Below are 21,809 nucleotides of genomic sequence, written 5' to 3'. Positions count from 1 at the left end.
CTCCGCAGTCTCAGGCAGCCGCCGCTCCTCGTGCCCGGACCTCGCCGGTGGCCCGCGCACCGGCTTCAAGCTGCTGCCGCTCAAGCAACTGCGCCCGCTATGGCAGGAGCACCGAGGCGAGACCGTAATCCTGGCGGTCACCGCCGTGGCGATCGTGGCGGTGAGTATGTTCGAGGGCGTACTGATCGGCCTGGTCCTCGCCATCGCCAAAACCGCGTGGGAGACCTCGCACATCCACATGGAGACGACTGACACCCGACACGAGCCGATCCTGACGCCGATGGCGTCGATCCGGTTCGGCTCATTCCCGCCCGATGAGGCGCCGCCCCCGCGAAATACGCTGCGTACCCGCGGGGGCCCGCGTCTGCCCGCGAGAGCGAGACGGGAACCAGGTGGACCTCGGAGGCGGTGACGCAATGCGAGCTCCCTGCTGTGTGCCCGCCGCCCGCTCGCTCCCCAGCAAGTGCTCGCCGCGCTGGGCGGCGCCCAGCTCGCCCTTCACCTCGGCTATACGCTGCCCGGCGTGTGCGCGGCAGCGGGCTCCCGTGCGGGGGTGGGCTGGCTGGAATACACCGCCGCGTCCGGTCATCCCTCCTGGGAGATGCCGGTCGGACACGCGGCAACGGTTGTGACCGCCGCCCGGCTGCTCGGGGTGATGGACGCGGTGCTGAGGCCCTTGCGGACGCTTGCCACCGCCGGGCGGCAGCGGCTCGCCCTCCGGCTGCCCGGACCGATGGCCGCTGTTCGGCGTCTGCCGCTGATTCCGGCGGGTGATCCCGGGCGCACCGCCGTCGCTTTCCGGACGCCACCGCGCCGTGGTGAGCGTGCCCCGCCGTCCCGCCGTGTGAGCCCACGTGTTCCGTTTCCGATCCGGCCGGTGCCGGGCGGCGGTATCTGCCTGGTGTGAACCGGGCGTGGCGGCCGCCGTGTGCCGGCCGCCAGATCCCGGCCGCGTCGGCGCTATCAGCGGATCCGGCGAGGACAGCGCGGACGGCGCAGGCCGCGTGTCCGAAGGACACACCGGCGATGCTGGTCCGGGACCGGTTGGACGTGCTGTTCGAGGCTCTCGGGCTGGAGCTGGACGATGCCGGCCGCCACAGCAGGTGAGCTCCCCGGTCGCGCAGCCGGTGTCACCGCGCGGAACAGCTCACGCATCACCGTCCAGCCCGGATCGGGTCAGTGCCGGGGGCTGAGTTCGGTCGCGGATTCTGGCCGCACGCCGACCGCTGGGGACTTGGCCAACTGTTCGCCTTCGATGTCGACGATGGGCAGGACACGGTCGATCCAGGCAGGCAGGGACCACGCCCGGCGGCCGAGGAGAGCCAGGGCCGCCGGCACGATGGTCATGCGGACGATGAAGGCGTCGAGGGCGACAGCGACCGCGAGACCGAGTCCGAGGGCCGCGATGACGGAGTCGGTGGAGCTCATGAAGCCCGCGAACACGCAGATCATGATGAGGGCCGCGGCTGTGATGACCTTGGCGCTGTGCTCGAAGCCCGTGACGACGGCCTGACGCGGATCGGCGCCGTGGACGTATGCCTCACGGATGCGGGTGACCAGGAAGACCTGGTAGTCCATGGCCAGGCCGAAGACGATGCCGACGGTGAGGATGGGCATCAGGCTCATGATCGGCCCGGGCTGTTCGACGCCGAACAGGTCCTTCAGCCACCCCCACTGGAAGACGGCAACCACGGCGCCGAGCGAGGCCAGGACGGACAGCAGGAAGCCCAGTGCCGCCTTCAACGGCACGAGCAGGGAGCGGAAGACGAGGATCAGGACCAGGAAGGCCAGTCCGACGACGACCAGGAGGTAGGGCATCAGGGCGGCGCTGAACTTGTCGGAGACGTCGATGTTCAGCGCGGCGGTGCCGGTGACCATGCTCCGGGCGCCGATGGAGCGCTCCGTCGTCGCCGCCAGGGAACGGACGTTGGCGACGAGGTCCTTGGTCGCGTCGTCGGACGGCGCGCTGTCGGGGATGACGGTGATGATGGCCGTGTCACCGGAGGTGTTGAACACGGCGGGGGTCGCCACGGCCACGTCGTCCAGTTCGCGGATCTTCGAGCCCATGGTGGCGGCGGCTTTTTTGGCGGTGGCCGCGGCTTGGTCGGTGACGACCACGGTCAGGGGGCCGTTGAAGCCCTTTCCGAAGGACTGCGCGAGCATGTCGTATGCCTTGCGCTGAGTGGTGGACGGCGGCTTGGAGCCGTCGTCGGGCAGTCCGAGTTCCAGCCCGGTGACCGGGAGCGCGAGCACGATCAGTGCTGCCACGCACGAGAGGAGAACCCGCACCGGTCGGCGCGTCACGGCCGTGACCCACCGTCGGCCGAACGGTGCCTTGCTCTCACGGTTGTCGCGGCTGTCCGCGTGGTCGCGGGAGCGCCCGCGGACGCGTTCGGGGGCGAAGCCGAGCATGGCCGGGATCAGCGTGATGGCGACGAGGACGGCGACGGCGACGGCTCCGGCGGCGGTGATGCCCATGGCGGTCAGCACCGGGAGGTTGACCACGGCCAGACCGACGAGGGCGATCATGACGGTGAGGCCGGCGAAGACGACGGCCGACCCCGCGGTGCCGTTCGCCCGGCCCGCTGCCTCGCAGGCGTCGTGGCCTGCGGCACGTTCGGAGCGGTAGCGGGAGACGATGAACAGCGCGTAGTCGATCCCGACCGCGATGCCCAGCATCGAGGCGAGTGCCGACGTGCTGCTGTTCAGATCGAAGACCGGGCTCAGCACTGTGATCGCGGAGAGGCTGATGCCCACTCCGACCACGGCCGTCAGCAGCGGAAGACCCGCGGCGATCAATGAGCCGAGGGTGATGAGGAGGATGACCGCCGCCAAGGCGAAGCCGATGGCTTCGGCCGAGCTGCTTTCCTCTTCCGTGGCGACCGCGTTGCCGGAGGCTTCGACCGTCAGGCCGGTCTTCCTGCCCTCGCCCAGAGCGTCGTCGAGTCGCTCGTGGTCACGATCGGTGAGCTCCCCGGGAGTGATCCGGTACGTGACCGTGGTGTAGGCGGTCGCACCGTCCTTACTGATGGTTCCGCTCTTGAAGGGGTCACTGACGGTACTGACCCGGGAAGAGGAGGCCGCCAGGTTCTTCAGGACCGCGGCCACCGAGGCAAGGTTGCCCTTGCTCGTGATCTTTTCCCCGTGCGGGGCCCGCAGCACCACGCGGGCGGTGGCGCCGCTCGCGTTGACCTCGGGGAATTTGTCGCCCAGCAGGTCGTTCGCGCGTTGTGACTCGGTGCCGGGCAGGGTGATGGCGGACGACGAACCGCTGGTGGTCTGCGCGGCGGCGCCGCCCACCGCGGCAACGACGATGCCCCAGAAGAGAAGCACCAGCCAGCGCCGCTTGAAAGCGGTCCGACCGATCCAGTGCAAGAAGGTGGCCATGAGGGTGCGGAGAACTTTCTACTTATGCGAGGTTGGGACGGGAAGTTGGGACAGGGAAGTGCTGCACACGCCGCTTCCTTGGACGGCGCGCTGGTCACAGGCCGACCCTTGATGGATGTCGCCGACCGCCCGCGATCACCATCGTCGGCCCGGCGCCCGGGGCGGCACGTCAGCCCTACGTACCGGGTGGGCGCGCGGCTGTCGGTCGTTCGGCCGACAGCCGCGCGCCCACCCGTCCTCCTACGCTGAGCATCGTGGATCGACATCTTCCGCGTACTCCGCACGTCAGACGGCTGATCACCGTCAGCGGCCTGTTCGCGTTCGCTCTTACCTGGCTGGCGGACATCGCCGTGGTCACGAGCGCTTCCATGACGTCCGGAACCGCCTGGCTGCCCGTCGTGACTACCGGCCCCCTGATCGCCCTGGCTGTTGCCGAGACCCCCTGGTCGCCGTCGCTGGGCAAGTGCGTCGCCGCCGCAGTGTCACCGTCCTTGGCGCTGACCGCTTGGAGCCTGATCGCACAGAGCACCATGGCGTGGTGGGGAGCACTGGAGACATTGGGCCTGCTGTGCATGGCCCTGCGCACCTCAGCCCAACCCGGCCGGCCGGCCGCCGCGGTGGCGGAAACCGTCCTGATCAGCGTGACCGTACTTCTGCTTCCCCTGCGGACCGGGTCGTGGCAGGCGTTCACCGGCGGCGGCTATGTGCTGACCGTCGCCCTCGCCATCTTCATCACGCTCGGCTATACCATCCGAGCCCTGGAAGCGCGGAGAGAGCGCACAGCCCGCGAGGTCCGCTACGGGGAGCGCCTCGCCCTGGCCCGCGATCTGCACGATCTCATCGCCCATCACATGACCGGCATCATCGTGCAGGCCAACGCCGCCTTGTCCATCCAGGCCGCCGCACCAGACAAGATCGAGCCTATCCTGCGCAACATCGCCCAGACCGGTGCCGAGACCCTGGAATCCACGCGCCGTCTGGTCCGCGTCCTGCGCGAGGAGAGCAACACGCCATTGCGGCCCGGCGACTTGCTCACCGATCTCGGTCAACTCGTGTCCGCCCACTGCGCCGCCGCGTCGCCCGGCTCCGGGCCCACCGAAGCCGAGACGGCACGCCTCGAAGCCACAGCGGCGGCGCGGGCGGTCCGACTGCGCCCCGAAGTGGAGACCTCCGCCCACCGCGTGGTCCAGGAAGCCCTGACCAACGTACGCCGCCACGCATCGGACGCGCACACCGTCGTCCGGCTGGATGCCGACACCGAGCGGCTGCGCGTGACCGTCACCAACACTCCACCGCACCGCAGGGCGCTCACGCCGGCCGGGGGCCGGGGCGGCTTCGGCCTACTCGGGCTCCGAGAACGCATCGAGGCCCTCGACGGCACCCTGCGCGCCGGGCCGCTGCCCGACGGCGGCTGGGAAGTCTCCGCCGCCCTCCCGCTCGCACCGTCATGACCCCGGGCCGAGCCCTGCCGGAGCCGGGCTCTGACGAAGCGACCTGGGCCATCTCGACGCAGCCCAGCCCCGTGATGATAGGAACGGTCAGTGCACGAACCCCAGATTGACGTCGTCATCGCCGACGACCAGGAACTGGTGCGGATGGGATTCAGCCTGATCCTTGGTGTGCAGCCAGGAATCACGGTGGTCGGTGAGGCGGCAGACGGTGTGGAGTGCATCGAACTCGCGCGTCGTCTGCGTCCCCGGGTCGTGCTGGTCGACATTCGTATGCCGCGGCTGGACGGGCTGGAGGTTGTGCGACAGCTGGCCGGTCCCGGCGTGGCCGATCCGATGAACGTCGTCGTGATCACCACATTCGACCAGGACGACTATGTGCGAACCGCACTGCGCAACGGCGCATGCGGTTTCCTGCTGAAGGACGCCTCTCCCGCCCTTCTGGTGGAGGCGGTCCAGGCGGCGGCGCGGGGAGACGCCCTCGTCTCCCCCGCGGTCACCGTGCGGCTCCTGCGGAAGCTGGAAGCGACGGAACGCGGGACGGCACAGGCGGCCGCGGCGTCCGATGACGCCGGCCTCAGCGAACGGGAGCGGGACATCGTCCGGCTGGTGGCCGTAGGCCGCACGAACCAGGAGATCGGCGATGAGTTGTTCCTGTCGCTGTCGACGGTGAAAACGTACCTGGCACGCATCCAGGCCAAGCTCAACGCCCGCAACCGGGTCGAGATAGCGGCCTGGGCCTGGGAGCATGGAGCAGTCCGCAGGAGCCGATGAGACAGCCAGCGGCCATTTCCGCTGGTCAGGGCCTGTCCTACGTTTCAGGGGCGGGCTCGGGCCGGTCATTCGTAGGATCGGTGGGCCCGGGGCTCCGGGTATGGCTCAGTGCCTGTCGCCGTCGGATGGCTCCAGAAACTTGGCCGCCCGGAGCCCGCGACGACTCGACCGCTCATGGGGATACGCGACTCCATCGCTTCGTAGGACAGTGCCGACGAGGTCGTCTGCAGGGTGAACGTGACGACGAGCTGGCGGAGGTGACCGTGCCCGAGACCTGGGCCGGGTTGGACATCGGCAAGGAACACCACCACTGCGTGGGGCGTCTCGTCACAGCTTCTCTGAGCTGCGGCGGTGTCCCACAAGCTGGCGTCGGTGGCGATCGACCGGCCTGGTTCACGGCTCGGAATCGCGGTTGCCGACCAGATCACTCCGTTAGGGGCAGGCACTCGGCGAGCAGGTCGACGACATCGCGCCAGGCTCGCTGCGCGTGCCGTGGGTGGTAGCCGACGCCGGAGAGCACGGGCTGGTCGACCGGCGGGTGGTGGAAGGCGTGCAAGGCGCCACCGTAGACCACGAGGCGCCAGTCGACGCCCGCGGCCTGCATCTCGGCGGCGAACGCGTCCCGTTGCGCGGGAGGCATGATCGGGTCTTCCGACCCGACCCCGGCCCACACTGGACAGCGGATGCGCGCCGTCTCGCCCGGCCGGCCCGTGGTGAGTGCGTTAACCGTCCCGATCGTGCGCAGGTTGACGCCGTCGCGCCCGAGTTCCAGCCCGATGGCGCCCCCGGTGCCGTAGCCGACGGCGGCGATCCGGTCGGGGTCGGTCCGCGGTTCGGCGCGCAACACGTCAAGCGCCGCGTGGCCGATGCCCCGCATCCGGTCGTGGTCGGCGAGTAGCGGCATGCAACGGGCCAGCATCTCCTCGGGGTCGCTCAAATAGCGCCCGCCGTGGAGGTCGAAGGCCAGCGCCACGTATCCCAGCTCGGCGAGCGCATCGGCCCGGCGGCGCTCGACGTCGCTGAGCCCCGGGCCCTCCGGTCCGAGCAGCACCGCGGGCCCGCGGTCGACGCCGGCCGGGAGCGCGAGGTGCCCAATCATCGTCAAGCCGTCGGCCGGGTACTCCACCGTGCGCGTTGTAACCGTCGTCATGGGACTGGACTGTAGTGATCGTCGAGCACGGTCGGACCGGTGTTCTGCCGCTGGCAGAACAGCGCGGCGAGCTCCCGCGAGTCTCGTACTGACATCCGGTCGGCTCTTCACGCATGCGTCCCGGGGCGCAGCGGTCAACAGACAGAGGTGCACAGCGCAGGGTCGGAACATCACCTCTTCACCAGTAGACCACCCCGGACACCTCGCCCACCCGTCACCGGGTCGGCGAGGACCGGACAGGCCGACCGGCCACCACGCACCATCCGCGTCCCGCCCCCGACGCCTCACCCGCAAAAACGCGCGAACCAGCCAATGGACGAGCAAAACTCGTGACCGATCAGCCCCACGCCTGCGGCAGGAACAGGTAGCCGAGCTCGGTCTCCCCTGCCTCCAGGCGGTTACCCGGACGCTCGGGGTCTTGCGGGTCGAGCTGGATTGTGCCGACCGTCGCTCCACCGAGCTCAACCACGAAGAAACCAGGGCGTCGTCCGGGCACCCAGGGCCCTGTGCGTTCGAGCTCGGCACGCGGTCGAGGACCACCGAGGTAGGTTCCCACCTCTGGCGAGGCGTTCAGCTCGATGACCGCTGCACCAGCCCATGACCACCGACACCACCGACGAAACGATCCGCACCGCTGACGTCGTCCTGCTTGCTGCTGGGCGCGTCCTGCTGATCAAGCGGGGTTGGGCCCCGTATGAGGGCTGCTGGGCCCTGCCCGGCGGTCTCGCGGACGCCGGGGAGACCAGTCTGACCGCTGCGGCGCGCGAACTGGAGGAGGAGACCGGCATCACCGTCTCCACCGCCGGTCTCCGGAAGGTGGCCTCCTACGACGCCCCTGGCCGCGACCCCCGCGGCCGGTACGTCAGCGTCGCCTACACGGCCACCCTGCCCTCACCCATCCCGCCGATGGCAGGAGACGACGCCACCGCCGCCCGCTGGTGGCCCATGGACGCGCTCCCCCACCTCGCGTTCGACCACGCCGAAATCCTCGCCGACGCCGCGACCCGCTGACGTGAAGCCCGCCGCCTGCGCGCCGCCCTGCTGCGCGTCGCCATCGCTGTCCCGCTTGCCGCGGCTACGGCCGCCGCCGCGCTCAAGGCCAGCCACCTCAAGCTCTACGCCGACAGGCACCGCGTCGAGAGCACCGCCCGGCCCCGGCCCAACTGCCCGCACTGCCACGGCGAAGGCGGCTGGTGGACCGGCGCAAGCTGAGCGTCCGGCTCCTGCCCGTCCTGGCTTGGGACACGTTTCAGAGAGCTGCAGGTCAGAGGCTTTGGCACGGACCGGCCCCAAAGTTCAGAGAAGCCTGCATCCGTTGTCCTGTCCTCCAGATGGATCCTCGTCAGCGGCCCCGCCTCCTGGAGATCATCCAAAATCTCCGGGAGCGCACACCGAGGCCCGCGGAAACGGCTGGCTCGGCGAGGTCGAAGGACTCCAGGTCGGCTTCGACGCCGCGATGGCCAAGCTCAACAGCTTCAAGCGGGCCCCGACCGATGGCCGGCCCCAGTTGGTCGACCTCGGCACGCCGGTCTTCACCGACGACACACCACCGCCTCACCGAGGCGGGCGCGTCGTCAGGGCTGACAGGGGCGGGGTGGAGGGCGGCGAAGACGGGCCATTGGGGTGAGCCGAAAAGGGGCCATGAGGGCAAGGGGGGTGCGCAGCGCTGGTCTGCGGCACCAGCGAAGCGCCGCGCTGAGCTCCCCGCCCACAGCGACGACACCTCCGCTCACGGGGTGCTGGGGCCCTCGGCGCACAGTGCGTGGTCGATCAGGGCGCTGGCCGCGTTCTCCTGCTCCAGTATGTGCTTCGGGGTGTCGCCGCGTGCCTCGGACATGGAGACAACGGCGCTTCGCCTGCCGTTGTCGGTGACGCCGTTGAGGGTGATGTAGCCGCCGTCCCCGCCCTCGTGGCTCCAGTAGGTTCCTCCGCAGCTCAGGGGGCGTTCGACCAGGCCGAGCCCGTATCGGCCCTCGGGCCACAGCTGTTGGACCTCCGCGCTCACGGGGACGGTCTGCTTCATCTTGGCCAGTTCCCGTGCCGGTAGTAGGCGGCCGTCGAGCAGCGCGCGGAAGAAGCGGTTCTCATCCCGAGTGGTCGTGACCCACGCAAGGTTCTCGTAGTCCACCGGTATCTGGTCGGTGACATCCACCTGGGAACCGGGGCCGAAGAGCTGGTAAGCCTGGGCGTGGGGTCGGGGCAGGGTGGTCGAGGTGCCCATCCACCGGGTCTGGTCGAGGCCCAGCGGGCGCAGGATGCGGTTTTCGATCTCTTGGTGGGCGGGGTGACCGGTGGCCTTCTGGATGATCATGTCGAGCAGGACGTAGCCGGTGTTGGAGTACGCCCAGCCCTTGCCGGGCAGGAAGTCCGGCTCGTGGGCCATGGCGAGGTCGACCAGCTGCTTGGGTTCGTAGATGTTGTGGCGCTGCTGGTAGTACTCCTCCGGTGTGGTGTACCCGGGCAGGGCGTCGTAGATACCGCTGGTGTGCTGGAGCAATTGGCGGATGGTGATCTGGCTGCCATTGTTCCCGTTACCCCGCACCACCCCGGGCAGCCAGCGATCGACCGTGTCGTACAGGGACAGCCTGCCCTCGGCCTCCAGTTGGAGGACCACCGTGGCGACCAGCGTCTTGGACGTGCTGGCCATGCGGAAGTAGCCGCCGGAAGAGACCGGGCGGCCGGTGTTCAGGTCGGCGGTACCGCTGGTGGCGACCGACTGCCGACCGTCAGGCGCGATCACGCGGGCCTGCACACCGCTGATACCGAGGGCGTGGATCGCCTCGGTGTCCCGGCGTAACTGCTCCACGGGGGAGGGACCGGCGGGCTGGGCGACGGCGGGGATCACCTCGGCGGTGAGCAGCGTAGCGACACCGAGTGCCATGGCCAGGTGCTTTCGCAGAGTCGAAGTCATGGCTGGACGCTAGTTTCGCCCCCAACGCGGCGCGATCCGGCGCACCCCAAGATCGGAACGGGGGATAACCCCCCAGCGCGGGCCGTCGCCAGTCTGGCGTCGGCCTGCCGAGCGCGTGTGACGGTTTTCGGCTCCAACACCATCGAGCGGTCCCGCCGTCAGACGGGGCCGCTCTCTTGTCGAAGGAGCCTCTACCTTGATCGTTTCCTTGACCCGGAAAAGGGCGAGGCCCCTGCACGACCGTTCCAACCGACCCCACAGGACTCCGGCAGCGGTGGAGGACTGGGACTGCCGCCTACGACAAGACTGCGAATTGGCCCAGTGCGCATCAAACCGATCCTGGCCTGCCCGGCTCGACCGTTCACCGGGTCCTGGCCCGGCACGGCCTGAACCTGTACCGCTCGAAAAGTCATCGTTGCATGTCATGCCGCATATCTGTACTCGTTGATGAGGCGGCCGAGGATCCGGGTAAATGCTGACGGTCAGCGTCGTGGGGTGTATGACGCAGGGTGGGAACACGATGGGCGAGGAGCCGACGTGGGCAGAGCTGCTGCTTGTCTTCGCCGTTGCGGGGGTCATTCCGATCGTCATCGGAGGGGCGGTGATCTTTTCCCTTGTCGGACTGGCGATGTGGGTGACAGCACCGCTGCGGCGGCGCAGGCGGAACACTTCTGACGGCGTCTAAGTCCGGGCGGAACGCCCCGGGCCGGAAGCGGCCCTCGGGTCAGAGTCCAGGTACCCGGGCGTCCGGCCCACGCACCCTCACCGCCAGGCTGACCGAGCGCGGCTGGCAAGTGCGGGAGATCGGCGCGATCCGCTCTCCGGCCGCCTCGTCGTCACGGACTTTACCAGCGGCCAGAAGTGCGAGGTCGACATCCTCAAAGAAACCTTCTGAGGCCAGCCCACAGCTACCGCCTACGGCCCCGTCCTCACTCTCGACAATGTCATCGGCACCAAGCTCCGGGCTCTGGCCGACCGCGGAGCCGTGCGTTATTTCATCGACGTCCACGCCGCCCGCCACCACACCACAGCCGGGCCCTGCGTACGCTTGGTGGAGGTGACATCGTTGGTGTCCACTCGCCCGTAGCATCGCCGACCCCGACCGGCAGGTCCGCACGCTGACCGGGGCGCGTCTGTACGTCTTCGCCGTCATCGATCACACCCCAGCCGCATCCGGATCCTCTGCGTCTGCGCACACCCCACCGCGGACTGGATCGTGCAGCTCGGACGAAACTCCTCATGGGCCTCGAAGGCGCAGACCGCACGGCGTAGTTCCCCATCCGCGACCGCGACGCCAAATTCACGGCCGCCTTCGACGCCCTGATGACCGATGCCGGTGTGAAGGTTTCGCGGATGAACGCGCTCATGGAGCGCTGCATACAGACCTGCCGCGCGGAACTGCTGGATCGGACCTTGATCTGGAACCAGATCCACCTCCTCCACGCCCTGTGCGAGTACGAGGACTTCTCCAACGGACACCGTCCGCACAGGCCCTGGCACAAGCCGCCCCATGCCTCCCACTACCCGCACCCATCACCCAACGGACGACACCCTGATGAGATGGGGGTGGGGGGGTAGCAACAACGCGAGCTTCCAAAGCAAGCCCCCACCTCCCCGAACGAACTCCGTTCAGCTCGGCTTGGCCTGTGCCTCCTTGGCAGACGCCTCCAGCCTGTTCCAGTACTCCTTGTACCAGGCCTCGTCGCCACCATCCATGTTGCTGTTGGTCTCCCGCATGCCGACCTTGCCGTCGATCAGTTCGCGGACGATGTCGGCGTGGCCGGCGTGACGATTCGTCTCGGCCGTCATATGCAGCATGACCCGCTGAAGCGTTACGTCGCCGTTGTCGCCCCACCACGCGACGTGGCCCATCGCGTCGAGCGGCAGCGCCTCGATCGTCGCGTCCGAGTGCGCCCAGGCGCGGTGATAGAGGCTGAGAATATCCTCGCGCGACTCGTCGGCGGGTACCCACATGTCCGAGTTGGGCTCGGCGTCCTCCTCGTGCCAGGGGAGGGATTCGTTGTGCGGGCGGCCGAAGGTTGGGCCGAAGTACCCGAGTTCGACACTGGCGAGGTGCTTGACGAGGCCGAGAAGGTTGGTGCCAGTCGGTGTCAGGGGGCGGCGGACGTCGTACTCGGACAGTCCGTCCAGCTTCCAGACGACGGCTTCGCGGGCTGCCTTGAGGTAGCGGTGCAGATCGTCTTTAGGGTCATTGGGCTTCATGGGTCTGAGTCTCGCACCGCCCGCCGACAGCGGTCGCATGGGTTTCCCCGTCGCTCAGAAAGCATCAGCCAACGGCTGGGCCGTCTATGCCGTGGACCGGCCGTTCCGGGAGCCCTGATGCAGCAGGCATTCGGACAGTTCCAATACACGACTCCACCATTAGCGCCCGTCGCTTACCTTCAGCTGGAGTCGATCCTCGCCGTTGCGGAGTCCACCGACGAGGGTCGGGACGTCGGGCCGGCTTCAAGCAGGAGCACGACTTCGCTGAGCTGCCGGTCCCGGCCGCCATGCAGGGCTCGTTGGCGGTGGCCTTCGCCGCGCAGGCCCGCGGCTGGACAAGCCATGGGTCTTCGATCGCCTGTTGGCGCCAGGTCCGGGTGTTCGCCAAGTTCGTGTCAGGGCTGGAGTGCCCGCCGGACGACCTGGATGGGCTGACGGCGGCGATGCTCAAGCGCTGGAGGGCTGCGCAGATCGACACCAACGACGGCAAGAAGACGCTTGTCACGGTGCGAGCATTTCTGCTGCGAGACCCACGGCTGGCCACAGGGGCGGTCGTTGAAGAGCTCGCCAAGCGCATCCCCATGCCCAGCCCGAGCAAGAAGTCCTTCACGCAGACCGAGCTGAAGCGGGTGCTGCCGGCAGCACAGCAACAGTTCCGCGCTGCACGACTTCGGATCCAGGAGAACACGCGGCTGCCGGAGGCATGGCGGGCCGACCTTCTCCCCGGGGGAAGCCGGGAAGGGAAGCTCGGGGAGGTCCTGGACCATCTCGCTCGCACTCGCGACGTTCCTCGCACACGTCATCCGGGCGGACAGACGGGCGTGACGCACCACCGGATTCTGGGTGCGTGCAACGCGACCAGCACCTGTGGCGCCGACCTGGCACCCGTTCCACGCGACTCCGGCCGCGTCAACGGCAACATGCATCGGCCTAGCCGTGCTGGTGGTCGACGCGCTGAGGATGGCCCACGGCCGCAGCGGCCTGGAAGCAGGCTGCATCCTGCACAGCGACCGCGGAAGCGAATACACCTCAGCTGAATTCCGAGCAGGGGATACGGTCGTTGGGCTCCGGCAGAGCTGGTTGCGCATCGCCGACATCACGCGAAACCCGACCGGTCCCTGGATCACCCAGCAGGCACGGAATTACCCCATGAGCCTGGACGATACGCGGAGTCGATGAGGTTCCTCATCCGGGACCGCGGCTCGTACCTCTCCGAAAGCTTCGACACCGTCTTCCAAGCCATCGGCGTAGGGGGCATCCCCACACTGCCCCAGGTGCCCCGGATGAACGCCATCGCGGAACGCTGGATCCGAACCTGTCGCCGCGAGGCCACCGGCCGCATCGTGATCACCGGACAGAAGCACCTCCGACACCCACAAGGAACACGGACGCTTTCCACCTGGGGCCAGCGTTCGCCGAGCGGGTTGATCTCGGCCGATCCGCAATACCGCTCGATCCTGGAGGGATTCGCCGAGTCGGTCTCGTCGGCCGATTTCCAGGCGGGCGAGCTCGTCTTGTCGGGTGATGAGTGCAGGTAGCGGGCGGCATGGAGCAACCTGTTACAGGCCCCGGTGCGGGCGGAGTTCGTTGTAGAAGACCTCGTACTCACGAAGTGTGTGGAGTAGGTGACTCTGGTACTTCGGCCGTTTTGTAAGTGACGGTTTCGCGCTCTTGCGCCGTTAGTGGCTGTTGGTGATCTTGTTGGTTCATTAGGACGGTCTTCAATTCCCGAAAGGGGAACATAGCCATGCCCACGTGCCCCACAAACCTGGAAGCCGACAAAACCACCGATGCTGACAGTCGTCTGATGGTCGCCCTGTATGCCTTAGCGGCAGCCCGGGAAAGCGTCTCCCGCAACGAACTCTTGCAACTTGCGGACGCCTCGCCCGATGAGGCCGGACAGGCGATCGACAGGCTGCTGCAGCTCAAGGTGCTCACCGGCAAGCCCGGAGACCCCGTTCGCCTCGTACCCGTGGCGCCGGCCACCGCCTTCACCCAACTTCTTTTGCCGGCGATCCGGGAACTGCGCGAACGGCAGACGACGATCAACGAAGTGAGCGCGCAACTGGTGGATCTCCTTCCCGTCTACGAGAAAAGCGTCATGAAAGACGTAAGGGAACACTCATTGCACCGTCTGGACAATGTGGATGCCGTCCGCCTGACCGTGTCCGAACTCTCGGCCCGCGCTACCAGGGAGATCCTCGTCTCTCAACCTGGCGGTCCTCGCCCCGAACCCGTCCTCAAGGAGGCAACGGACCGTGCCGTAGGCGTGCTTGAGCGTGGTGTACGCACGCGTACGCTCTATCAGTACACAGCGCAGTTTCATCAGCCCACTGTCGACCACGTCTCGCTGCTTGTCGAGCACGGCGCCGAAGTCCGCGTTGTTACACAAGTGTTCATGCAGCTCATCGTCTTCGACCGCGAAGTCGCCCTCGTCGAGCTGGTTGGAAACCCCAAAGGCGCCTTGCTCATACGTGACCTGAGCGTCATCCACTTCCTGATCGGCGCCTTCGAGCGGGCTTGGGACAAAGCCCTGCCATTCCCGCTCACCTATGAGCGGGAACAGATGCTGTTCAGCTCGGAGGAGATGAAGACGGCGATTGTGGAACTACTCGTCGAGGGCTACGACGACAAGGTTGTCGCCAAGCGTCTCGGTATCTCCCTACGCACCTTCCAGCGCCACCTGGCCGCAGTTCTGCTCCGTATCGGGGCCCACAACCGGCTCCACGCCGGCTACCTGCTACGCGATCTCGGCATCCTCCACGAGAAGCGCGCCCAACAGTAAATTCGGACGTCGAGGGGTTGCGCGCCCACATGCGGCGGCACCGCGAGATCCTGAGGTCGGAGTTCGAGACCGTGGCGCCTGGCCACCGAGGCGCCGGCCAGGGCCACTCCCCCTATGGCAGCGATCCGAACAACACCGTGATCCGCATCGGCCTCACTTACCGCTGAACCAGCGATCACATTCGACAACGAGCGCAACAAGGCCGGGCCACGCCCGGCCTTGTTGTATTGACGTTGACGGCAGTGGACCGATTGGTACTAAATTATGCCTTTTGCCCTGTGGCGGGCTTACGTCAGTCGCACGCACGATCACTTGCGACCGCGACAGGTGTCTCATTGTTCAAGCAGGATCGTGGTGCGCCGGACGGTATGCCTGGTGACCAACTTCGCTCATAAGTGGGACCTGAGGGAGGTCGTGCATAAAACCGCAATACCAATCGCCGGCATGGCATGTGCGGCAGTAGCTGTGACCTGCGTTGCCGCCACTGCTCCCGACTCGGTGAACCCTCAAGCAGCGCACGCTTCCGGAACTGCGGAGGATGATCCCGGCCGGGGGTGGAGGGTTCGGATTGGTGCTCGCCCACACCGCTCGGTTTCGAACAGGGAAAGGGACTCGAATTGAGTGTCGGCAAGTTCACGCCCTACAATGGAAAAACAATTCAACGCGCCCCGCAATGGGGGCGGGTGCCTGAGGAACTCCGCGAGGCCGTCACTGTGGTCTCCCAGGTTCTCCCGTTCCGCACCAATCAGTACGTGCTCGACGAACTCATCAACTGGGACAACATCCCGGACGACCCCATCTTCCGGCTGAACTTCCCCCACCGGGCCATGCTGGACGACACCGACTACGCCACCCTACGGGATGTCATCGCCGCTGGCGACAAGAGACAGATCGCGCTTCACGCGGGGAAGCTCCGCGAGCGGATGAACCCCCACCCGGCCGGCCAGCAAACCCACAACGTACCTGAGTTGGACGGCAAGGAAATGTCAGGGATGCAGCACAAATACTCCCAGACAATACTGTTATTCCCTAAGCACGGGCAGACCTGCCACGCCTACTGCACGTTCTGCTTCCGCTGGCCGCAGTTCGTCGGCGACGGCGAACTCGCCTTCGCCGCCGAGGATGCCCAGGGCCTGACCGCCTACCTCGCTCGCCACCGGGAGGTCACCGACGTCCTGATCACCGGCGGCGACCCGCTGATCATGCGGACAAACACTCTCGCCCGCTATATCGAACCACTCCTGGCACCGGAGTTCGAACACATCCAGAACATCCGGATCGGCACCAAATCGGTCGCCTACTGGCCCCAAAGGTTCGTCACCGACCGGGATGCCGACGAGCTCATCCGGCTGTTCGAGCGGGTCGTCACCGCTGGTAAGCACCTGGCGATCATGGGCCACTACAACCACCCCGCCGAGCTGCGCCCTGACATCGCACAGACCGCCCTGAAGCGGATCATCGCCACAGGTGCGAACACGCGCCTCCAGTCGCCGATACTGAGGCACATCAACGACAACGCCGAGGCGTGGCGGGAGTTGTGGACGACGGGGGTGCGGCTGGGCGCCATCCCGTACTACATGTTCGTCGAACGCGATACCGGCGCCCGCTCCTACTTCGAGATTCCCCTGGTGAGGGCGTACGAGATCTTCCGCGACGCATACCAGCGGGTCTCCGGCCTCGCCCGCACCGTGCGCGGCCCGTCGATGAGCGCGTTTCCGGGCAAGGTTCTCATCGACGGCACCCCCACCATCCGCGGCGAGAAGGTGTTCGCCCTGCAGTTCCTTCAGGGGCGTCATGCGGACTGGGCGCGTCGGCCGTTCTACGCCAGATACGATCCGGACGCGACCTGGTTCGACCAGCTCACCCCGGCGTTCGGGGCGGAGAAGTTCTTCTTCGAGGACGAACTGCCGCTCCCGGCGCCCGAGGCTCGCGAACTGACGGTGGTGGGCGCATGAACCGGCCGCCAACCCACGAACTTCTCGCGCTCAGGTTCGGGACTCAGACGGGGCGACTCGCGCGGGAGAACTTCCTGTTCGCCGACGACCCCTGCGCCACCGACACTCCGGTCGGCTTCGACTTCTACATCTGGGTCATCCGAGGTCAGGATCAGGTGATCGTCGTCGATACCGGGTTTACCGCGCACACGGGTGCGCGGCGTGGCCGCGAGCAACTTCACCACCCCGTCGAGGCCCTGGCCGGTCTCGGCATGGATCCCACCGACGTGTCGCATCTGCTGATCACGCACATGCACTGGGACCATGCCGGTCACCTCGCCGCCTTCCCCACGGCTCGCGTTCATCTCCAAGAGCCGGAACTCGCGTTCTGCACCAGCCGCGCCATGCGCCAATCCGCACCCCGCCGCCCCTTCGAGGCGGAGGATGTGAACGCGGCGATTCGGCTGCTGTTCGACGAGCGCCTCACCCTGCACCAGGGCCCGGCTACGATTGTGCCCGGCGTCGAGGTGCACCCGGCCCCTGGACATACCCCCGGCCTTCAAGTAGTACGCGTTCACACAAAGCGCGGCTGGGTCGTGTTGGCGAGCGATTCGTCGCACCTGTGGGCAAACATCCGTCGCCGGGCCCCGTTCCCGATCCTCGACCACCTCGCCTCCATGGTCGAGGCGTACGAGACCGTCGAAGATCTGGCGGACGGCGTCGACCACATCATCCCCGGTCATGATCCTCAGGTCGCCACCCGCTTCCCCCAGGTAGAGGACGACCCCCGCTGGGTGCGGTTGCACGAGGAACCCATAGCCCCGTACACCGACCCGGCGGCGCTGGAACTGCGCGAGCGGGTGATCTCGTGAGGGCTGTTCAGGTCACGATCATCGGGCTGGGGCCGCGCGGCCTCGGCATCCTCCAGCACATCGCCCAGCGAGCCCACCAGCTCCCCGAGGGCGTTGAGCTGGACGTCCACCTTGTCGACCCCGGCGACACCGGGCAAGGGGCACACTCCAACCGGCAGCCCGACCATCTGCTCACCAACACGCTCGCCAGCCAGCTCACCATGTTCCCCGGCGGTGGCGGCCCGTCGTTCACCGATTGGGCCCAGCAGGTTGGCTACCGCCGCTTCGCAGGTGGCTACTACCGCACGGGCGAGGCAGGCGGGGAGCCGATCGGGCCACACGACTACCTGCCGCGCAACTTGCTCGGCGAGTATCTCTCCTTCGCGTCCGACCGCACCCTCAGTTCGCTGCCCACGGGCGTGCGAGTGGTGCACCACCGGGCTCGCGCCATCGACATGGAGGAGCTCTCCCCGTCCGGCAGGTACGTGGTGCGGACCGAGAACGGCTACGAGATTCCCTCCGATTTCCTGTTCCTCGCCACCGGGCACTCCCGGCGCACTCCCACCGACGAGGACATCCGGTTCGAGAATTTCGTCAGCGAACACCAGGGCCGCAATGACCGCCTCGCCTACCTGGCGGACTGCTACCCGGTCGACAAGCTCGGGCGCATCGCTCCCGGGGCCACGGTGGCCGTGCAGGGTTTCGGGCTGACCGCCCACGACGTCATCGCTCACCTCACCATCGGCAGGGGCGGACGTTTCGAGGGCGACGGCCACGACATGCGCTACATACCGTGCGGGCGCGAGCCGAGCATCCTGTTGTTCTCCCGTCAGTGCCTGCCCGCCGCCGCACGCGGCATCAACCAGAAGGGCCTCGCCGGCGCCTACCAGCCGCACTTCTTCACCCTCGAGGCCATCCGCAGATTGCGTGAGCACGCGAGGCGGAAGCGCGGCAGCGCGCAGATCGACTTCGAGGCGGAAGCCGTGCCGCTCCTACGTCGGGAAATGGGCTACGTTTACCGCTCCACGCTGGAGCAACGTCATATCCGGCCCGACCGGTACGAATTCGCAGCGGCCGATCAGGCCGCCGTCGACGCCATCGTCGACCCGCTGGTCGGCAAGAGCTTCAGGGATCTGGACGCCTTCCGCGCCTTCTTCACGGCGTTCGTCACCGAGGACCTGAAGCACGCCGAGGAAGGCAACCGGACGAGCCCTGTCAAAGCTGCCACCGACGCCATCCGGGACATCCGCGCCAGCCTGCGCGAGGTCGTCGAATTCTCCGGCCTGACACCGGAGTCGCATCGGGTGTTCAACACCCGATGGGTGCCGCTCATGAACAAGATCTCGTTCGGGCCACCCCGCCGCCGTAACTACGAACTTCTCGCCCTGATGAACGCTGGTGTGGTCGATCTGGCCGGAGGACCGGGCTGCCGTATCATCCCTGACCCTGAGACGGCCCGGTTCACCGTTGAAACCCATTTCACCAACGGCCCTACCGTCCGATACGCCGACGCCTTAGTGGCGGCGCGCCTGGACTTGTTCCACCCCGAGACGGACAGTTCCCCGCTGACCGCCCGCCTGCTGGCACGCGGTTTGATCCGTCCCTATAGCAACGGCTCCTATGAGCCGGGCGGTGTGGACATTACGCCCAGCGGCCGCGTCATCGCCAAGGCCGGGACGCCGCTCACAGGTGTATGGGCTGTCGGATACCCCGTCGAAGGGCCGCGGTACTACACGTACTACCTGCCCAGGGACGGCCAGAAGTCGCGATTCACGGACGAGGCGAACGCCGCCGTGTGCGACATGTGGCAGCAACTCGCGATCCTCGAGGAGGATGATTCCCGTGCCGATCGGCAGCGGCGGTCAGTTTCCATACCCTGACTTCAAAAAGCGCTACGACACCCTGCTGCCCGAGCCGGTGGTGTGGCGGTGGGCGGACACTTCCGGCCGGCTCAGCGACACAGAGCACCCCGAACGCGGCACGCTCGCCCTGTCTCTGCCGAACGGCAGCGCCGAAATCATCCGTGATGTCGCCGTCGCCTACCAGGTCATCCCCGCTGGGAAGAACACCACCCCGCACGCGCATACCTGGTATCACCTGTTCGTCGTGCAAGCCGGCACCGGCACTGTCACCTTCCACGACACCAGCGAGACAACCGATCTGAGCCTCGGGGACCTTCTGCTCGTCCCGGCCTGGTCGCTGCACCACTTCAACAACCCCACGAGCCAGAGCCTCGTCCTGCTGAACCTGATGAACATCCCGCTGTTGGCCGAGCTGGGGAACCTGGCCTCCAGGCAATCGGAGCCCGGCGCGTGACCGCGCAAGAGGTCGGCGAGGCGGCGCCCGCCGAGCGAGCTGCCCACTCAGCGGGCTCGTACAAGTGGGTCGTGCTCGCCGTCGCCGTTACCGCGCTGACTTCCGGCTCGATCGTCTACTCCGGCGTCAGTGTCCTGCTGCCGTTCTGGAAGAACACCTACCACCTGTCAGCGGCCACCGCCGCTCTCGCAGCCACGGCGATTCAGGCCGGGCCGATCGCCTCGATGCTGATCATCGGGCGGGCCATCGACCGCTACGGAGAGCGCTGGGTCGTCTCTCTTACGATGATCGCCATGGGCGTCACGGCGTTCATCGCCGCGGCCGCGGGGCGCAATTACCCTGTGCTGCTGCTGTTCATCCTGGTGATGGGCGCCTTCTACGGATCTATTCTGCCTGGCGGGCAGCGAGCCATCACCCGATGGTTCGAACCCGGCCTACGAGGCATGGCCACCGGTATACGCCAAGCGGGTCTGCCGATCGGTGCCTCCATCGCCGGGGCGATCCTGCCCGCCGTCGCCCTGCACCACGGCTGGACCGCGGCCATGATCGTCCAGGGAGCGGCCGGCATCCTCGGGGGCGTGGTCTTCGCCACCTTCTACCGCCAGACGGGTGACGCCACGACGAGTGCGCAAAAGACGCCGGTGCACCTGCGCCGTTTGATCCTCGGCCTCGTGCGCGACAGGGCTGTCCGCTCGCTTCTCATCGCCGGACTCGCCTTGGCCGCGTTCCAGTACGTGTTCTCCGTGCAGATCTTGATCTTCCTCAACGATCACCTACGCATCCCGATTGTCACGGCCGGCTTCATGTACTCGGTGGCCCAGGCTGCCGGGATCGCCGGCCGGATCGGTCTCGCCTGGATCAGTGACCGTTTCTGGCCCGGCATGCGGATGCGCTCACTGAAGTGGCTTCTCGCCTTCTCCACGATCCCGATCACCGCGCTCAGCGCGTTGACCCCCGGCTCGCCTCGCGTGCTCGCTTACACGCTCTGCACGCTGCTGGGCCTGCTCAGCGTCGGCTGGTACCCGCTCTACCTCGTACAGATCACCGACATCGCCCCCCAGCATGCGGTCGCCTCCACAATCAGCTTCGCGATCACCCTGAATCAGATCATCGCCGCCACCATGCCACCGTTGTTCGGCGCGCTCGTCGGCGCCACCGGCTACACGGTCGGCTGGCTCTTCCTGGTGGTCATTCTGATCCTGACGGCTACCCAACTGCACCGCACTCAGGCCGCCCCGAACCCCACCGCATCGCAGACCTCCTGAAGGGACCCATACGCTCATGCTCAAGCGCATTGACCATATCGGTGTCGTGGTCCACGACCTGCCTCGCGCGAAGAAATTCCTTGAAAGCCTCGGTCTCACCCTCGAGTTCGAACGCGAGCTGCCCGACCGCAAGGTAAAAGCCGCGTTCTACCGGGTGGGTGACGGGGCTCGTATCGAGCTCATCGAACCCACCACCAGCGAGGCCCGTCGACGCCGTCTCGGCGACCGCGTCGGCGACAAGGCTCGCATCGAGCACATCGCAGTCGAGGTCGACGACAGCATCACCGAGATCATGCAGACGCTTCGTGGCCTCGGCGTCGAATTCGTCGCTCCTCAGCCCGTGGCGATCGACGGCAACCTCAATGCCTTTTCCCGGCCCGACACCTCGGAGGGGATTCAGTTTCAGCTCGTCGAGCGCGACGCCGCAACGGCCTGACTCACCTGCCGCAAGACGGTTTCCGTGTGTGTCGTTCGGAAACCCATCGCGGCTGCTCGGAGCGGATCCACGTCAACACCGTTGATTTCGCTCCATTGGCCTGCCCGTTGACCTCGACCTTTCGTGACGGCCCGTCGGATTGTCCGGCGGGCCGTTTCGGCTGCCCGGCCTGCCCGCGGGCAGGTTGGAGGCCCGGCTATCGCGCCGGGTCCCGCGCGGCCCCCTCCGAACCCGCCGTACGAGCTTGGGGCACTTACAAAAAAGTAGGTACTTGCCCGTGGGAAGGAACGGCATGTTCCCTCGGTTCTGGCGTAGGCAACCGGCCTAGC

20 protein-coding genes and 2 pseudogenes are annotated in these 21,809 nt (G+C 67.2%); 15 read left to right on the top strand and 7 right to left on the bottom strand.

Annotation, left to right across the window (positions count from 1 at the left end; all coding sequences use genetic code 11):
- Positions 1 to 61: 61 nt before the first annotated feature.
- A pseudogene (locus KHP12_RS02850) lies at positions 62 to 244 on the top strand (SulP family inorganic anion transporter); the annotation flags it as partial.
- Positions 245 to 463: 219 nt separating this feature from the next.
- Positions 464 to 907 (top strand): hypothetical protein, encoded by a 444-nt coding sequence (locus tag KHP12_RS02845; protein ID WP_086882024.1) that lies wholly within the window; start codon positions 464 to 466, stop codon positions 905 to 907.
- Positions 908 to 1,176: 269 nt separating this feature from the next.
- Here the strand turns inward: KHP12_RS02845 and KHP12_RS02840 are convergent, their stop codons facing one another.
- Complete coding sequence (locus tag KHP12_RS02840) at positions 1,177 to 3,387, bottom strand: MMPL family transporter (protein WP_211831353.1); 2,211 nt, start codon at positions 3,385 to 3,387, stop codon at positions 1,177 to 1,179.
- A 254-nt stretch (positions 3,388 to 3,641) separates the two neighbouring features.
- On the opposite strand from KHP12_RS02840, the gene KHP12_RS50435 reads away from it, so the two are divergent.
- Positions 3,642 to 4,838 (top strand): sensor histidine kinase, encoded by a 1,197-nt coding sequence (locus KHP12_RS50435; RefSeq protein ID WP_211831352.1) that lies wholly within the window; start codon positions 3,642 to 3,644, stop codon positions 4,836 to 4,838.
- Between the two features lie 90 nt (positions 4,839 to 4,928).
- On the top strand, positions 4,929 to 5,609 hold the full coding sequence (locus KHP12_RS02830; protein WP_086882027.1) for a response regulator: 681 nt from the start codon (positions 4,929 to 4,931) through the stop codon (positions 5,607 to 5,609).
- Positions 5,610 to 6,033: 424 nt separating this feature from the next.
- Here KHP12_RS02830 and KHP12_RS02825 read toward each other — a convergent pair whose 3' ends face one another.
- A complete protein-coding gene (locus tag KHP12_RS02825; protein ID WP_086882028.1) occupies positions 6,034 to 6,759 on the bottom strand; it encodes a dienelactone hydrolase family protein in 726 nt (241 codons plus the stop codon).
- 340 nt (positions 6,760 to 7,099) lie between these two features.
- Positions 7,100 to 7,348, bottom strand: a pseudogene (locus tag KHP12_RS50430) (GNAT family N-acetyltransferase); the annotation flags it as partial.
- A gap of 8 nt (positions 7,349 to 7,356) precedes the next feature.
- Between KHP12_RS50430 and KHP12_RS02820 the strand changes: the two are divergent.
- Positions 7,357 to 7,770 carry an NUDIX domain-containing protein gene (locus tag KHP12_RS02820; protein ID WP_211831350.1) on the top strand — a complete coding sequence of 138 codons (414 nt, stop codon included), beginning with the start codon at positions 7,357 to 7,359 and terminating at the stop codon, positions 7,768 to 7,770.
- A 718-nt stretch (positions 7,771 to 8,488) separates the two neighbouring features.
- Here KHP12_RS02820 and KHP12_RS02815 read toward each other — a convergent pair.
- Positions 8,489 to 9,670, bottom strand: a complete 1,182-nt coding sequence (locus KHP12_RS02815; protein ID WP_086882030.1) for a serine hydrolase domain-containing protein — start codon at positions 9,668 to 9,670, stop codon at positions 8,489 to 8,491.
- A 472-nt stretch (positions 9,671 to 10,142) separates the two neighbouring features.
- Here KHP12_RS02815 and KHP12_RS02810 point away from each other — a divergent pair, with 472 nt between their 5' ends.
- A complete protein-coding gene (locus KHP12_RS02810; protein WP_086882031.1) occupies positions 10,143 to 10,355 on the top strand; it encodes a hypothetical protein in 213 nt (70 codons plus the stop codon).
- Positions 10,356 to 10,394: 39 nt separating this feature from the next.
- Here the strand turns inward: KHP12_RS02810 and KHP12_RS53180 are convergent, their stop codons facing one another.
- The 3 genes from KHP12_RS53180 to KHP12_RS02795 form a co-directional block, all read right to left on the bottom strand.
- Positions 10,395 to 10,679, bottom strand: a complete 285-nt coding sequence (locus tag KHP12_RS53180) for a hypothetical protein (protein ID WP_208653005.1) — start codon at positions 10,677 to 10,679, stop codon at positions 10,395 to 10,397.
- 140 nt (positions 10,680 to 10,819) lie between these two features.
- Positions 10,820 to 11,113, bottom strand: a complete 294-nt coding sequence (locus KHP12_RS02800) for a hypothetical protein (protein WP_208653006.1) — start codon at positions 11,111 to 11,113, stop codon at positions 10,820 to 10,822.
- Between the two features lie 186 nt (positions 11,114 to 11,299).
- The gene (locus KHP12_RS02795) at positions 11,300 to 11,893 is read right to left on the bottom strand and encodes a DinB family protein (RefSeq protein ID WP_086882032.1); all 594 of its coding nucleotides are present in this window, start codon (positions 11,891 to 11,893) and stop codon (positions 11,300 to 11,302) included.
- Between the two features lie 299 nt (positions 11,894 to 12,192).
- Here KHP12_RS02795 and KHP12_RS02790 point away from each other — a divergent pair, with 299 nt between their 5' ends.
- The 9 genes from KHP12_RS02790 to KHP12_RS02750 all read left to right on the top strand — a co-directional run bounded on the left by KHP12_RS02790 (position 12,193) and on the right by KHP12_RS02750 (position 21,480).
- Entirely contained in the window at positions 12,193 to 12,930 is a 738-nt protein-coding gene (locus KHP12_RS02790) for a hypothetical protein (protein WP_167442509.1), read from the top strand.
- Positions 12,931 to 13,068: 138 nt separating this feature from the next.
- Positions 13,069 to 13,431, top strand: a complete 363-nt coding sequence (locus KHP12_RS02785; RefSeq protein ID WP_211831348.1) for a hypothetical protein — start codon at positions 13,069 to 13,071, stop codon at positions 13,429 to 13,431.
- 209 nt (positions 13,432 to 13,640) lie between these two features.
- Complete coding sequence (locus tag KHP12_RS02780) at positions 13,641 to 14,678, top strand: LuxR C-terminal-related transcriptional regulator (protein ID WP_107471761.1); 1,038 nt, start codon at positions 13,641 to 13,643, stop codon at positions 14,676 to 14,678.
- Between the two features lie 617 nt (positions 14,679 to 15,295).
- Positions 15,296 to 16,633, top strand: coding sequence for a KamA family radical SAM protein (locus KHP12_RS02775; RefSeq protein WP_086882036.1), 1,338 nt, complete (start codon positions 15,296 to 15,298; stop codon positions 16,631 to 16,633).
- Positions 16,630 to 17,484, top strand: coding sequence for an N-acyl homoserine lactonase family protein (locus tag KHP12_RS02770; protein ID WP_211831346.1), 855 nt, complete (start codon positions 16,630 to 16,632; stop codon positions 17,482 to 17,484). The genes KHP12_RS02775 and KHP12_RS02770 overlap by 4 nt, the downstream gene beginning before the upstream one ends.
- Positions 17,481 to 19,343, top strand: a complete 1,863-nt coding sequence (locus KHP12_RS02765) for an FAD/NAD(P)-binding protein (protein ID WP_211831344.1) — start codon at positions 17,481 to 17,483, stop codon at positions 19,341 to 19,343. Before KHP12_RS02770 ends, KHP12_RS02765 begins: the two co-directional genes overlap by 4 nt.
- Entirely contained in the window at positions 19,306 to 19,779 is a 474-nt protein-coding gene (locus KHP12_RS02760) for a cupin domain-containing protein (RefSeq protein WP_167442515.1), read from the top strand. The genes KHP12_RS02765 and KHP12_RS02760 overlap by 38 nt, the downstream gene beginning before the upstream one ends.
- Entirely contained in the window at positions 19,776 to 21,044 is a 1,269-nt protein-coding gene (locus KHP12_RS02755; protein ID WP_167442516.1) for an MFS transporter, read from the top strand. Before KHP12_RS02760 ends, KHP12_RS02755 begins: the two co-directional genes overlap by 4 nt.
- A 16-nt stretch (positions 21,045 to 21,060) precedes the next feature.
- Complete coding sequence (locus KHP12_RS02750) at positions 21,061 to 21,480, top strand: VOC family protein (protein WP_086882041.1); 420 nt, start codon at positions 21,061 to 21,063, stop codon at positions 21,478 to 21,480.
- Positions 21,481 to 21,809: the final 329 nt, after the last annotated feature.

This window comes from Streptomyces asiaticus (assembly GCF_018138715.1).
Lineage (GTDB): Bacteria > Actinomycetota > Actinomycetes > Streptomycetales > Streptomycetaceae > Streptomyces > Streptomyces asiaticus.
This window is presented reverse-complemented; position numbering and strand designations above follow the sequence as displayed.